General features: G+C 75.3%; 9 protein-coding genes. 4 read left to right on the top strand and 5 right to left on the bottom strand.

Annotated features, from left to right (window positions below; genetic code table 11):
* Window positions 1-504 precede the first annotated feature (504 nt).
* A complete protein-coding gene (locus RMN57_RS26300; protein WP_313765770.1) occupies window positions 505-1,815 on the top strand; it encodes an alpha/beta fold hydrolase in 1,311 nt (436 codons plus the stop codon).
* A gap of 175 nt (window positions 1,816-1,990) precedes the next feature.
* Here RMN57_RS26300 and RMN57_RS26295 read toward each other — a convergent pair whose 3' ends face one another.
* Entirely contained in the window at window positions 1,991-3,784 is a 1,794-nt protein-coding gene (locus RMN57_RS26295; protein ID WP_313765769.1) for a DUF4192 domain-containing protein, read from the bottom strand.
* A gap of 240 nt (window positions 3,785-4,024) precedes the next feature.
* Here RMN57_RS26295 and RMN57_RS26290 point away from each other — a divergent pair, with 240 nt between their 5' ends.
* Entirely contained in the window at window positions 4,025-6,274 is a 2,250-nt protein-coding gene (locus RMN57_RS26290) for a RecQ family ATP-dependent DNA helicase (protein ID WP_313765768.1), read from the top strand.
* Window positions 6,275-6,739: 465 nt separating this feature from the next.
* Complete coding sequence (locus tag RMN57_RS26285; protein WP_380236129.1) at window positions 6,740-7,372, top strand: hypothetical protein; 633 nt, start codon at window positions 6,740-6,742, stop codon at window positions 7,370-7,372.
* A 236-nt stretch (window positions 7,373-7,608) separates the two neighbouring features.
* Here the strand turns inward: RMN57_RS26285 and RMN57_RS26280 are convergent, their stop codons facing one another.
* The 3 genes from RMN57_RS26280 to RMN57_RS26270 form a co-directional block, all read right to left on the bottom strand.
* Complete coding sequence (locus RMN57_RS26280) at window positions 7,609-7,998, bottom strand: hypothetical protein (RefSeq protein WP_313765766.1); 390 nt, start codon at window positions 7,996-7,998, stop codon at window positions 7,609-7,611.
* A gap of 394 nt (window positions 7,999-8,392) precedes the next feature.
* Window positions 8,393-9,103 (bottom strand): ribonuclease HII, encoded by a 711-nt coding sequence (locus tag RMN57_RS26275; RefSeq protein ID WP_313765765.1) that lies wholly within the window; start codon window positions 9,101-9,103, stop codon window positions 8,393-8,395.
* 162 nt (window positions 9,104-9,265) lie between these two features.
* Entirely contained in the window at window positions 9,266-9,889 is a 624-nt protein-coding gene (locus RMN57_RS26270; protein WP_313765764.1) for a TetR-like C-terminal domain-containing protein, read from the bottom strand.
* Window positions 9,890-10,387: 498 nt separating this feature from the next.
* Between RMN57_RS26270 and RMN57_RS26265 the strand changes: the two genes are divergently transcribed.
* Window positions 10,388-11,836 (top strand): MFS transporter, encoded by a 1,449-nt coding sequence (locus RMN57_RS26265; RefSeq protein ID WP_380236127.1) that lies wholly within the window; start codon window positions 10,388-10,390, stop codon window positions 11,834-11,836.
* A gap of 206 nt (window positions 11,837-12,042) precedes the next feature.
* Here the strand turns inward: RMN57_RS26265 and RMN57_RS26260 are convergent, their stop codons facing one another.
* Entirely contained in the window at window positions 12,043-13,791 is a 1,749-nt protein-coding gene (locus RMN57_RS26260; RefSeq protein ID WP_313765763.1) for a DUF4173 domain-containing protein, read from the bottom strand.

Genomic DNA, 13,791 nt, shown 5'->3' with positions numbered 1-13,791 from the left:
GTGGTGCGTCTCCGCCCCCGCGCCCGGCGCTCCGGTGTCCGGCGCGCTGCCGACGGCCGGCCGGCTCTTCGCCGTCCGGGCGCCGTGGACGCCCCGGCCGCTCGTGCCCACCGACGCGGCGCGGCTGCGCCCGCCATCGGAGGACCGGTGGCCCTCCGGGCGCAGTCCCCCCGGGTTGAACGCCCCCGACCGGGCACAGGTAACGCCCGACGCGCCGATCCGGCCGACCGGGCCCGGGCGCGTCCCTCCGTGGCGCCGCTTCCGCCGCGGCGGTGCACGCCCGGACGGTGCCGTTCCGGGACGGACCCCGCCCGGGGCGGAGCCACCCCGGTGGAGCCGCCGCCCGTTCCGCCCCCCGTGTCGCCGGCCGACGGCCCTCGACGGGCCACCGCCGGACCGGCGTCCGACCGCCGTCAGGATACGGTGCGGGGGTCGCGGCGCCCGCACCGGCGACACCGCTGACGGCGACGCGACCCCTGTGACCTGCACATACCGAGGAGTTGTATGTCTACCGCCAGCCGGCTGCCCGGGATCGTCACGACCGACCACGTCTTCCAGCTGCCCCTCGATCACGCCGCCCCGCAGGGGGAGCAGATCGACGTGTACGCCCGCGAGGTGGTGGCGTCGGGCCGGGAGAAGGACGACCTGCCCTGGCTGCTCTTCCTCCAGGGCGGACCGGGCGGCAAGGCCGGGCGCCCGCTCGGCCGGGACGGCTGGCTGGAGCGCGCCCTCGACGACTACCGGGTGCTCCTGCTCGACCAGCGCGGCACCGGGAGGTCCACGCCGGCCAACCGGCAGAGCCTCGCCCGGCGCGGCGGTGCACGGGAGCAGGCGGACTACCTGGCGCACTTCCGCGCGGACTCGATCGTCCGGGACGCCGAGCTGATCCGCCGTCGGCTGATCGGTGACCGCCGCTGGAGCGTGCTCGGCCAGAGCTTCGGCGGCTTCTGCACCCTCACCTACCTCTCGATCGCACCCGAGGGCCTGTACGAGGCCTTCATCACCGGCGGTCTGTCCGGCCTGCGCAGCTCGGCCGACGACGTCTACCGGGCGGCCTACCCCCGGGTCGTCCGCAAGAACGAGGAGCACTACGCCCGCTACCCGCAGGACGTCGAGGCGGTCCGGCGAATCGCCGCCCACCTGGTCGGCTCCCCCGCGACCCTGCCGGACGGCGGGCTGCTCACCGTCGAGGCGTTCCAGTCGCTGGGGCTGATGCTCGGCGCCGGGAGCGGATCCGGCACCCTGCACTACCTCCTGGAGGAGGCCTGGGTGGAGGGTGTGGCCGGGCCGGAGCTGTCCGACACCTTCCTGGCCGGTGCCCAGGCCAAGCTCTCCTTCGCCGAGGGGCCGCTCTACGCCGTGCTGCACGAGTCGATCTACGGCCAGCGTTCGGTGGACCCGGCCGGGACCACCTGGGCGGCCGAGCGCGTCCGCAAGGAGTTCCCGGCGTTCGACGCCCGCACGGCGCTGGAGTCCGGCGCGCCGGTGCTGTTCACCGGGGAGATGATCTACCCCTGGATGTTCGACACCGACCCGACGCTGCGCCCGATCAAGGAGGCTGCGGACCTGCTCGCCGCCCGCACCGACTGGGCCGACCTCTACGACCCGGCGCGGCTGGCCGCCAACGAGGTGCCGGTGGTGGCGGCCGTCTACCACGACGACATGTACGTGGACACGGCCGATTCCCTGGAGACCGCCCGCGCGGTGCGCGGCCTGCGGACGTGGGTCACCAACGAGTGGGAGCACGACGGCCTGCGGGTGAGCGGGGGCAAGGTGCTCGACCGGCTGATCTCCATGGTGCGCGGCGAGGTGTAGCGGGCGGCAGCGCCGCAGGTCGGGGCACCGGCACCCGAGCGGCGGGAGGCCGCGGGGGCGGGGTCGGGCGAACGCGGGCCGGCCGGACCGGGCCGGGCGGGGTGGCAGTCCGGCCCACCCGGTACGGGCACCTCTCCCGGTGCGGGTGCCCCGGCCGGCCCGGGCGCCCCGGAGGTCACTGCGCATGCCGCGGTCCGATCGCCGGGCCGCGAACGCCGTGGCAGCGGCCCCGCCCGCCGGCCGGCAGGGCGGGGGCGAGCGCGCCGACCGCCCAGGGCGACGGGCGGCCGAGCCGCAGCCCTCGGCCGGGCTTCGCCGGGGCGGGCGGGCGGCGCCCCGGCAGCACGCCTCGGCGCGACGGCGGCCCGGTGGCCGCGCCGCCCCCGGTACGACCGCCGCCCTCTCCCTCGACCGGCCCCTCCGCACGGCCGACCCCCTTCTCGGACATCAGCCCCGTCAGTGCGGATCCGCCGCCGGGTGCACCGCCGGCCGGGCGGCGGGAGGGCGGGAGGACCGGCCCGGGTGTCTGCCCGGGATCGGGGGCCCCGGGAGCCCCGGGGACGGGCGGTGCCGTCGTCTCCCGCCGGGCCCGCCGCCGTCGGGCGCGGGCGGAGCCCGCCCCCCGTGGCCCGTCCGGCCCACCCGCCGGATCGGCCCCCGGCCCGGCAGCGGGCCCTTCGTCCCGTTCCGGCTCGGCCGCTCCGGCCGGCGAACCGGGGCCCGACCCACCGGGCCCCGGCCCGTCGGCCGGTACCGGCGCCGCCGACGGCGCCGGATCCGCGTCCGGCCCACCGTCCTCGGCCGTGCCGCCGGCCTCCCCCGACTCGGCGGCCGAGGCCCCGGCGGCCCCCGGTCCGCCCCGGGCCGGGCTGTTCCGGCGACGCCGCTCGGCGTCGGCGCGGGCGAGGAGCGGGGCCGGCGAGAGGCCGGCGTTCAGCGACTCGTAGAGCAGCTGGGCCAGCAGGTAGGAGGGGTCGCGACGGAGCGTGTGGGCGAGCACCACCCGGGCCGTCGCGGTGTCGCCGGCCACCCAGGACACCCAGGCGAGCAGGGTGAGCGGCGGCGAGGCGTAGCCCGTGTACGGCGGCACGCAGCGCCGGGCGAGGTAGCGCCAGAGCCGCTGGGCGGGCGCGAGCTCGGCCGGCCTCGCGTACTCGGCGGCGCGGTCCCGCACGCGGCGGTCCTGGAGGGCGACGAGCAGACGGGCCACCCTGAGCTCGTCGAGCTCGCCGGTACCGGTCGCGAACTCGGCGACGGCCTGGTCGAGCAGCGCGGCGCCCCGCTGCTCGGCCCGCGGCCGCCCGCGCCCGGCGCCCATGGCGCGCTCCGCCCGGGCGAGCGCCCGCCGCTGGGCGTCCGCGCCGGGCGGGCCGATCGGGGTCAGCCCGGCGACGATCGACTTGCGGCTGCCGCGCGGCGCCAGGCCGGCGACGGTGGCCGCCACGGCGACCGGGCCGGGGCCGGGGGCGTGCCGGACCGGATGGCCGGCCGGATCGCAGCACCCTTCACGGCGGCAGAGGAAGGACCACCAGCGGCCGGCCGAGACGCAGAGCGACTCCTTCACCGCCACTCCCCTGTGCTCGAAGGCCGTCCGCAGCTCCGCCGCGAGCGGGCCGAGCCGCTCACGGACGGGCGGGCCGTGCGTGGTGCCCGGATCGGGGCCGGGATCCTGGCAGAGGTAGAGGAGCACCTGGGCCGGGCGCTGGTCGCGCCGCTCGGACAGGCCGACCAGCAGGGCGGCCGCCTCGTCGGCGGCGGCCGGCCACTCCCCGGGCGAGTCGGGGAGGTCCAGCCGGATCACCCCGCCCTGGTGGAGGTCCCGCCCCTGGAGGCCGACGGCGACGATGCTGTCGTCGGGGTAGAACCCCAGCAGGTAGGGCAGCAGCTCGGCCATGTCGGCCGGGCCGCGCATGGTGACCGTTCGCGGACCGGCGGGGCCGAAGGGCAGCGGAATGCGTGCGTTGTTCATGGCGGGAAGAGTGCCGCCATTTCGCGAACGGCCCCGAATCTTTCGGATTCCCTGTGGACAACTCCCGCCTGTGGATAAAACCTCCTCCTTTCGAGTCATCCTTCGCCACTCTCCCGAGGGATATCTGACGGCCGTTCAGCTGGAGAGCCGATGAAATGATGCGGCTCTCCGCCCGGCCGGGAACGGCCGTGAACCCTCGCCGTTCGCCCGTTGTCGGCACCTCGGGGTTACATGGACGGCATGCAGCAGCCGCAGACCCACAGCACCGACAGCGAAGCCCCCGCCACGGCCGGTACCGGCCCGACCGGCGCCGGGGGCGCGACGGCCGCCGACCGCGCGGAGGTCCGAGGGCGGGCCGAAGCCGTCCTGCGCGAGCTCGCCGGCCCCTCCGCCACGCTCCGCGAGGACCAGTGGACGGCCATCGAGGCGCTGGTCGTCGACCACCGCCGCGCCCTCGTGGTGCAGCGCACCGGGTGGGGGAAGTCCGCCGTCTACTTCATCGCGACCGCCCTGCTGCGCGCCCGCGGGGCCGGGCCGACGGTGATCGTCTCGCCGCTGCTCGCCCTCATGCGCAACCAGGTGGAGTCGGCGGCCCGGGCCGGCATCCACGCCCGCACCATCAACTCGGCCAACACCGACGAGTGGGACGCGATCCAGGCCGAGGTGGCGGCCGGCGCGGTGGACATCCTGCTGGTCAGCCCCGAGCGGCTGAACAACCCCGACTTCCGCGACCAGGTGCTGCCCAAGCTCGCCGCCTCCACCGGCCTGCTGGTGGTCGACGAGGCCCACTGCATCTCGGACTGGGGTCACGACTTCCGCCCCGACTACCGCCGGCTGCGGACCATGCTCGCCGACCTCTCGCCGGGCGTCCCGGTGCTGGCCACCACCGCCACGGCGAACGCCCGGGTCACCGCCGACGTGGCCGAGCAGCTCGGCACGGGCGGCACCGACGAGGGCGCCCTGGTGCTGCGCGGCCCGCTGGACCGCGAGAGCCTGACCCTCGGCGTCCTCGCCCTGCCCGATCCGGCCCACCGGCTGGCCTGGCTGGCCGACCACCTCGACCGGCTGCCCGGCTCCGGCATCGTCTACACGCTGACGGTCGCCGCGGCCGACGAGGTGACGGCCTTCCTGCGCGAGCGCGGCTTCGCCGTGGCCTCCTACTCCGGCCGCACCGAGGACGCCGAGCGCCGGACGGCCGAGGCCGACCTGCTGGCCAACCGGGTCAAGGCGCTGGTCGCGACCTCCGCGCTCGGCATGGGCTTCGACAAGCCCGACCTCGGCTTCGTGGTCCACCTGGGCTCGCCCAGCTCGCCGATCGCCTACTACCAGCAGGTGGGCCGGGCCGGCCGCGGCGTCGACCGGGCCGAGGTCCTGCTGCTCCCCGGGCGCGAGGACGAGGCGATCTGGCGCTACTTCGCCTCGCTGGCCTTCCCCCCGGAGGAGCAGGTGCGCCGCACCATCGACGCGCTCGCCGAGGCCGGCCGGCCGCTCTCCACGGCCGCGCTGGAGCCCCGGGTGGACCTGCGCCGAGCCCGGCTGGAGACCATGCTCAAGGTGCTCGACGTGGACGGGGCGGTCCGCCGGGTGAAGGGCGGCTGGACGGCCACCGGGCAGAGCTGGGAGTACGACACCGCGCGCTACGCCAAGGTCGCCGCCTCCCGCGAGGCCGAGCAGCGGGCCATGCGCGCGTACGCGGCGGCCACCGACTGCCGGATGGAGTTCCTGCGGCGGCAGCTCGACGACGAGCAGGCCGTGCCCTGCGGCCGCTGCGACAACTGCGCCGGGCCGCTGCACACCCCGGACGTCTCCACCGAGGCCCTGGAGGCGGCCCGGGCGGCCCTCGGCCGGCCGGGCGTGAGCTTCGAGCCGCGCCGGCTCTGGCCCACCGGCATGGACGCGCTCGGGGTGCCGCTCAAGGGGCGCATCCCGGCCGGCGAGCAGGCCGAGACCGGCCGCGCCCTCGGCCGGCTCTCCGACATCGGCTGGGGCAACCGGCTGCGCACCCTGCTGGCCGACCAGGCCCCCGACCTGCCCGTGCCCGGCGAGGCCGTGGACGCGCTGGTGGCCGTGCTGGCCGACTGGGCGCGCGGTCCCGGCGGCTGGGCCGGGCCCGCGACGGCCGAGGGCACCCGGCTGGACCGGCCGGTCGGCGTGGTGACCATGGCCTCGTCCGGCCGACCCCAGCTGGTCGGCAGCCTCGGCGCCCGGATCGCCGAGATCGGCCGCCTGCCGCTGCTCGGGCGGATCGAGTACGCGACCGGGCAGCCCCCGCACGGCGCGCGCAGCAACAGCGCCCAGCGGTTGCACTCGCTGGCCGGCACGCTCGTCCTGCCCCCGGAGCTGACGGACGCGGTGGCGGCGGCGGGCGGGCCCGTGCTGCTGGTGGACGACCTGGTCGACTCGGGGTGGACGGTCACCGTGGCCGCGCGGCTGCTGCGCAAGGCCGGAGCGAGCGCGGTCCTGCCGCTGGTGCTGGCCGTGCAGGGCTGAGCGTCCGGCTTCGAGGGAGACCACGGACGGCACGGTCCGACGAAAGGATCCGGAGGTACTGCCATCACCCGAATGGAGTAATGGCACCCGGCACCGAACCGCGGCGGCCGAACGGCCGGACGGAACGCACGCCGATCGACGATTGGGAGGGAGAGTCCGTGCTCCAGGCACTTCGCGGTGCTCTCCGGTTCGCCGGGATCACAATCCCGCACCACCCGAGTGGCTTCCGCCCGACCGTGGAATATATCCGGCAGAACGTTGGCTTTCGGGCGGCGTTCATCATTTCATCGTTGCCGCTCCACCCCATCTGCCCTGAGAATTGGACCGTACCCGTAACCCGGTCCGACGGACCAGGCCTTTGGCGTACGTGCGCATCCGCGCGCCCGTGGGTCGGGAAGGAGGATCGTGATCAACGGTATCGACCGAGGTCAGTATCCCCTCGCCCGGAGCTCGTCGCCCAGACGGGTGCTGGATCTGGAGGCGTGGGCGACCGCGGGGATCCCGTTGCTCCGCGATCCGCGCGAGTTCGTCCTGGAGCTCCACCAGCGACACCTGCCGCAGCCGGGCACGGTCGTGATCGCCGTCCTGGACGCGTCGCACCGGCTGACCGCCTCGGCCTCGTTCACGCCCTGGCCCCACGACACCGACGGCTGGCAGCACCGCAACGCCCTCCTCGGCCACCTGCGCCAGGTCACCCCGCACGACCTGCGGCAGCCCGCGCCGAGCCGGACGGCCGTACTGCTGCGCTGCCGGGAGGGTGCGGCCGGCTGGACGGAGCAGGACGGCGCCTGGATGTGGGCGCTGCAGGACGCGGCCGTCCTGCACGGCCTGCGCTGCGGCTCCTACATCACGCTGACACCGGCGGGCTGGCAGATCCTCGGCGACGGGCGGAGCGGGCGCAACCCGCACGCGGGCTCCTGGGCGGACGGGCCGGTCCACACCGTGACGGAGCTGGCGCCGCGTTCGGCGCTGCGCCAGACCTCGGAGCGGGCCGCCCAGCACGGGGACCGCTCGCAGCGCTCCCGGCCGGCCGAGCTCCCCTGGACGCCCGCCCGGATCGCGGCGATCGAGCCGGCCCGGCGCACCGGCACCCGCTGACCCGACCGGCGGGCACGCAAGGCAGGCCACCGCGGCCCACACGGCAGCGCGCACGGCAGGGCGGCCGGCCGATCACCACGGCCGCGGCGGCGTCACCGACCGGGACGCCGCCGGCCGAGGCGGCCCCGGAACCGCGCCGGGCACGGTCCGGGCCCGGCGCCACTCGGCACCGGGCCCGGACGGCCTTCGGAGTGCAGACGCTCAACCGGCGTTCGACCGGTCCCCGACGCCGGAGGTCAGGCGGGCACCGGACGGCCGGCGGCCGCGCCGGCGGCGGTCGCGGCCGCCGGGCCGGCGTCGCCGCAGACCACCAGGAGGCCCGCGGCGTGGCCGAGCGCCTTGGTGAACGCCTCGGCGGCACGGTCGGCGCTGCCGCCGTTGACGGCCAGCACGACCACCTCGCGGCGGGCCTGGCGACTCATCGCGGCGTCGGCGTAGAACACGTCACCGCCCTCGGCGAGCTGCGCCCAGTAGCGCTCCTCCCCGAAGCCGAGTTCGTGCTGCTGCCAGGGGTGCGCCTCACCCACGGTCAGGACCAGGATGTCGCCCGGGTCGCGGCCTGCGTCCAGCAACAGGTCGACCGTCTCGTCGGCGCGCTCCACGGCCTCGGCCGCGGTGGCGGCCACGAGCTGGACCGCGACCTGCGGAGCGCCGGGCGCCGGGCGGCGCGGGCCTGGCTTGGGGATCTGGGCCGGACGCGGCGACGCGGATCGGGCGGCACGCGGCGGAGCCGGCCGGGGAGCCCCGGGACGAGGGCCCGGCACCGGGGCCGGGGCGGCCGCGACGGCCGACGGTACGGAAGTGGTCGAGCTGCCGGCGGCAGCCGTACGGGGGGCTTGTGCGTCCGACTCTCGGGGGAAGGGAACGCCGGGGCCCGGGAGGCTCTCGTGAATCTCCGGCTCCTCGGGGAAGACAGGCATACCCGGATATCTATCAAATGCCGGTCGGACGCGCACGGGCGCCCCACCTGTTGGGCCTCGCGAACCTTCCTCCCCCACCCCGGCAATTCCCGACGGAACGTCAGAAACCGAGCATCAACTGCTCGCCCGCCGAAGCCTCCGAAGCGGAACCGCCGGCCCCCTCGACGACCCGGATCCGCTTCAGGTGGCGCCACTTGGGGAGGCCGTCCATGAAGGCCCAGGAGACCCGGTGCTGCTCGGTGGGTCCGAGCTCCTCCAGTGCCGCCCGGTGGACCGGGGACGGGTAGCCGGCGTTGTCGGCGAAGCCGTACTCGGGGTGGGTCTCGCCCAGATCGGCCATCAGGCCGTCGCGGTGCACCTTGGCGAGCACCGAGGCGGCGGAGACGCAGATGCAGGACTGGTCACCCTTGATCACCGTGCGCACCCGCCAGGGGCCGCCGAGGTAGTCGTGCTTGCCGTCGAGTATCACCGCGTCGGGCTCGACCGGCAGCGCCTCCAGGGCGCGCACGGCGGCCAGCCGGAGGGCCGCCGTCATCCCCAACTCGTCGCACTCCAGAGCCGAGGCGTGACCGAGCGCGTACGCGGTGACCCAGTCGGCGAGCACCGGGGCCAGCGCCTCGCGGCGCAGCTCGGTGAGCAGCTTGGAGTCGGTCAGTCCCTCCGGGGGCCGGCGGAGCCCGGTGACGGCCGCGCCCACGGTGACGGGCCCGGCCCAGGCTCCGCGCCCGACCTCGTCCAGGCCGACGACGATCTTGGCGCCGGCTCGGCGGAGCGAGCGTTCGACGGAGTGGGTCGGCGGGACGATGGGCATCTCGGTGTCCGTTCAGCGGGGGCAACACCAGCCTAAGCCCCGCCCGGGGCCGCCCCGACCGCCTTCCGGCGGCCGGCGACGCCCCGCACACCCCACGACACCCGCACACCCCGCGCGCCCCATGCCAGCCCACGCCCCGCGGCAGCCCGCGGGCGCGACCCCTCAGGGTCGGATCATCGGGACCAGCACGTCGTCCACCAGTTCCACCGCGAACGCGGGGCCGAACTGCCGCCCGCAGGTCTTCACCCGGTACATCAGCATCGCCGGGGCCACGTCGACGGCCATCGAGGTGTCCGCGCCGGGCCGGACCTCCCCGCGCTCGACGCCCCGCCGGAGGATGTCCACGATGGTGGCCCGGGTCGGCATGATCACCCGCTGGATGATGAAGTCCTTGAACAGCTCGGCCTGTTCGTGGTCGAGCTCACCCATCAGCGCCTGCATCGCGCCGCCCGCCCGCGAGTTGATCGCCCCGGCGAAACCCTCGATGAGCAGCAGCAATTCACGACGGGTGGACCCGAGGTCGGGGGTGTCCGTAGGGCGTGGGAGAGTGGAGTCCAGGGCGTCGATGACCAGTTCGACCTTGGACGCCCAACGCCGGTACAGCGCGGCCTTCCCGGTCCGCGCGGCAGCGGCGACGCCTTCCATCGTCAGCCGTGCAAATCCGCCGGAGGTGAGCTGGTCGAGCGCGGCCTCGAAGATCGCCCGTTCCAACTCCTTCCCCCGCCGGCGCACCGGCCGGGACAGCACCTCGGCGGCCTTCTGCACCGCGCAGCACGCGACGGGCACGGCACCGGGGACGGCCGCAGGCGCGACGGCGGGCACGGCACCGGGGGCGGCGGCAGCCGCGACGGACCCCGACCCGGGCTCGTCGGCCCTCGGCCCGGGCGCGGCCGCAGGTCCGGCCGGGGACTCCGCGACTCTCCCCGCGGCCTGATCCGCCGCCCGGCCACTCGTCCGGCTCGCCGCCTGGCGTCGCACCAACTGATCCATGCTCACCAACCTTAAGGAACGCTTGCGTTCACAATCTTGTCCAGGATATCGTCCAGAGTAGTGAACGATCCCGTTCCTTCCTAGCTTGCGGGACGCCGCAGGGACCGCGTCGAACCCCGGGTCCACAGCACACGAAGCAACCCGGGCCGACGGCACACGAAGCACACGTAGCAATAGCCAGCAGGGGGCATCAACTTGGCTATCTCCGACACGCTCAGCAAGAACTCTCCACCGCAAGGCGGCCAGGGCCGGGGGAAGGGCATCACCCTGACCGTCATCGCGGCCACGCAGCTGATGGTGGTGCTCGACGCCACCATCGTGAACATCGCGCTGCCGCAGATCAGGGACGCGCTGGAGTTCTCGACCACCAATCTGTCGTGGGTGATCAACGCCTACACGCTGACCTTCGGCGGCCTGCTGCTGCTCGGCGGCCGCGCGGGCGACATCCTCGGCCGCCGCCGGGTGTTCATCGCCGGCACGCTGCTCTTCGGGCTGGCCTCACTGCTGGGCGGCTTCGCGCAGGACGGCGGCATGCTGCTGGCCGCCCGCGCACTCCAGGGCATCGGCGGTGCGATCTGCTCGCCCACGGCGTTCGCCCTGATCGCGACCAACTTCGACGAGGGGCCCGAACGCAACAGGGCCTTCGGCGTCTTCTCGGCGGTGGCGGGTTCGGGTGCGGCGATCGGCCTGCTGGCCGGCGGCCTGCTCACCGAGTACCTGGACTGGCGCTGGGTGTTCTTCGTCAACGTGCCGATCGCGGTCCTGATCGCCGTGGCCGCCCCGCGCTACATCGCCGAGTCGGAGCGCCACCCGGGCCGCTTCGACCTGCCCGGCGCGCTGACCTCCACGCTCGGCTTGGTCGGGCTGGTCTACGGGTTCATCCGGGCGGCCTCGGACGGCTGGACGGACCCCTTGACGCTCGGCTCCTTCGCGGGCGGCGTCGTGCTGGTGGCCGCGTTCGTGGTGATCGAGAACCGCACCGCGCAGCCGATCACCCCGCTCCACCTCTTCGCCGACCGGAACCGCGCCGGCGGCCTGGTGATGATGCTCTGCCTGGCCGCGGCCATGTTCGGCATCTTCTTCTACATCACGCTGTTCGTGCAGGGCCCGCTCGACTACAGCCCGCTGAAGGCCGGTTTCGCCTTCCTCCCGATCAGCGTGTCGATCATCATCGCCGCGCAGATCGCGTCGACCCTGCAGGTCAAGTACGGCCCCAAGCCGTTCATGGCCGGCGGCGCGGTGCTGGTCACCATCGGGCTGAGCTGGCTGACCCTGATGAACGCCGACAGCGGCTACCTGGACGGGGTCCTCGGCCCCACGGTGGTGTTCGGCTTCGGCATGGGTCTGGTCTTCGTCCCGGTGATGCTCCTCGCCGTCGCGGGCGTCGCCGGCGAGGACACCGGAGCGGCCTCCGGCCTGCTCAACTCGATGCAGCAGATCGGCGGTTCGCTGGGCCTGTCGATCCTGACCACCGTCTTCGCGCACTACGCGACGGCGGAGGCCAAGGTCCAGCTGCCCGGCTTCCTGGCCACGGCCACGCCGGAGCAGAAGGCCGCGTTCCTGGAGAAGCACGAGTTCCCCAAGGGCACCGGTGCGGCGAACGAGGTACTCGCCCAGGGCATCTCGCACGGCTTCATCGTCGGCGCGGTGCTGGCCGCTCTCGCCGCCGTGATCGCGCTCGTCGTGGTCAAGGCCAAGGCCGACGACCTGGCCTCGAACACCGCGGGCGTCGCGCTGCACTGACCGCGCGTCCCGACCGCGTGTCCCGACCGCACGGCCCTGACCGCGGTGCACTGACCGTGCGTCCCGAGCCGGCGTCGGGCGCCGGACAGGGGACGACCCGTGAGGTTGAACGACCGGCGAGGGCCGGCCGGGAGCACACGCTCCCGGCCGGCCCTCGTGGCTTTCCGGACCGTCGGTACCGGTCGGTCGTCGGTACCGGTCGGCCGTCAATACCGGTCGAAGAAGGAGCTCTCCTTCAGCCCCGCCTTGTCGCAGGCGTTGCGGGCCGCGAGCGAATCGACCGGCAGCGGGCGCCCGGCGACGATGTCCCGGGCCCGCGCGGCGGCGCGGCTGGTCGCGTACCACGGGGTCGAGGCGTCGGCGAGCTCCACCCGCATCAGGTCCAGCGCGCAGGTGCGGTAGTCCTCGGGCAGCCGGTCCAGGGCCGGAACGGCGTCGAGCGAGAGGTCCCGGACGTTGCGCAGGTCGATCTGGTGGGTGCGCTCGAAGCGGGCCACGTTCTGCTCGGCGACGATCGCGTCCGGGCCCATCAGCCCGTAGACGGCGGCGGTGAGCATCCCGCTGAGGACGACGGCGCGCGGCAGCCAGGCCACCGAGCGGACCAGTCCGGCCGTGATCAGCATCAGGAAGACGACGCCCAGCCAGACCTCGACGACCAGCACCCAGAGCCGCAGCCTGGTCAGCCCGGAGGCGTCGACGTAGAACCACATCCGGCCGAGGGCCGAGGCGACCACGACCAGGGTGAGCAGGCAGAGGACGCCGAGCAGGATGCGCGCCAGCCGGCGATCGGCCTCGGAGCTGCGCGGGGCCCAGCGCTTGGCCACGCCGACCACCACCAGGGTCAGCACGGTGACGGCCATCAGCTGCCAGAAGCCCTGCCGGGCGTACTCGGAGCGGCTCATCCCGGTGTTCTCCATGATCGAGTCCCGGCCGCCGAGCACGACCACGGCCTGGACCAGCGCGAAGGCGCCGAACATCAGGTTGAGCGCGCCCAGCGGCAGCGCCCACTCCAGGCGTCCGCGCTCGCGGCCCGGCCGGACGACGGTGCGGTCCCAGCGGCGCGGACCGGCCGCGATGTGGGCGAAGCCCAGGGCGGTGAGCAGGCCCAGCAGGAAGAGCATGAGGCGCCGCGGGAGTTCACCGACGTCCAGGCTCGGGCTGAGGCTCGTCATGACGTCCGCCATGGCCGCGTCGGCGCTGGCGAACAGCCAGCCGAAGACGGTCAGCAGCACGGCCGCGACCGCCACCGCCTTGAGCACCGGCACGAGCTTGCCCCGACCGGGCAGGCTGAGCCGGCGCAGGCCGTCCCGGGCCCAGAGCAGGCCGGGCCCGAGCTGCCAGAGGATGCCCGGCAGGGCGAGCAGCACCCCCGCCCAGCGGCGACCGCCGTGCAGGGCGAGGGAGGCCAGGGCCAGCGCGCAGGCGGTGGCGAGGGCCACCGGCCAACCCGCCTCGAAGAGGGCGGGCACGGCGAGCAGGGCCAGCGCGAGGACGCTCCACAGCACCGTCCAGGGGCGCGCCTTCCGGCCCGCCGACCGGGCGGCCAGGCCGGCTCCCACGGAGGCGACCGCGCCGCAGATCAGCAGGTTGACGCCGAGGCCGTCGCCCATCAGCCAGGCCGCCAGCAGGCCGGTCAGCAGGGCGGCGAGCAGGGCGCGGGGCGCGGCCGGGGCCTTGGCGGGCGGGTCGCTCGGACGCAGCCACCGGTCGGGCCGAGGCTGCGGTCCGACCGGTGGCCGGTAGGGGTCGGCGGGAGCGGCCGGACCGCGGTACGGGTCGAACCCGGCGGCCGAACCGGCCGGCCCGGGAACACCGGCCCCGGGAGCACCAGCCCCGGCCGGCCCGGGAACACCGGCCCCGGACGCCCCGGCCCCGGACGCCCCGGGCCCGGGCACCCCGGATGCCGCCGGTTCGGACGGCTCGTCGGCCGGAGCGGGCATGGAGAGGCCGGACAT

It is taken from the genome of Kitasatospora sp. CM 4170, assembly GCF_032110285.1.
Taxonomy (GTDB): domain Bacteria; phylum Actinomycetota; class Actinomycetes; order Streptomycetales; family Streptomycetaceae; genus Kitasatospora; species Kitasatospora aburaviensis.
Note: the sequence above shows the minus strand (reverse complement) of the source record. Positions and strands in the feature narration are given on the sequence as shown.

Coding starts and splice junctions, on each gene's coding strand:
- RMN57_RS26295 (WP_313765769.1), bottom strand. CDS start 3,784: ATGAACAACGCACGCATTCCGCTGCCCTTCGGCCCCGCCGGTCCGCGA.
- RMN57_RS26265 (WP_380236127.1), top strand. CDS start 10,388: ATGGTGGTGCTCGACGCCACCATCGTGAACATCGCGCTGCCGCAGATC.
- RMN57_RS26300 (WP_313765770.1), top strand. CDS start 505: ATGTCTACCGCCAGCCGGCTGCCCGGGATCGTCACGACCGACCACGTC.
- RMN57_RS26290 (WP_313765768.1), top strand. CDS start 4,025: ATGCAGCAGCCGCAGACCCACAGCACCGACAGCGAAGCCCCCGCCACG.
- RMN57_RS26275 (WP_313765765.1), bottom strand. CDS start 9,103: ATGCCCATCGTCCCGCCGACCCACTCCGTCGAACGCTCGCTCCGCCGA.
- RMN57_RS26260 (WP_313765763.1), bottom strand. CDS start 13,791: ATGTCCGGCCTCTCCATGCCCGCTCCGGCCGACGAGCCGTCCGAACCG.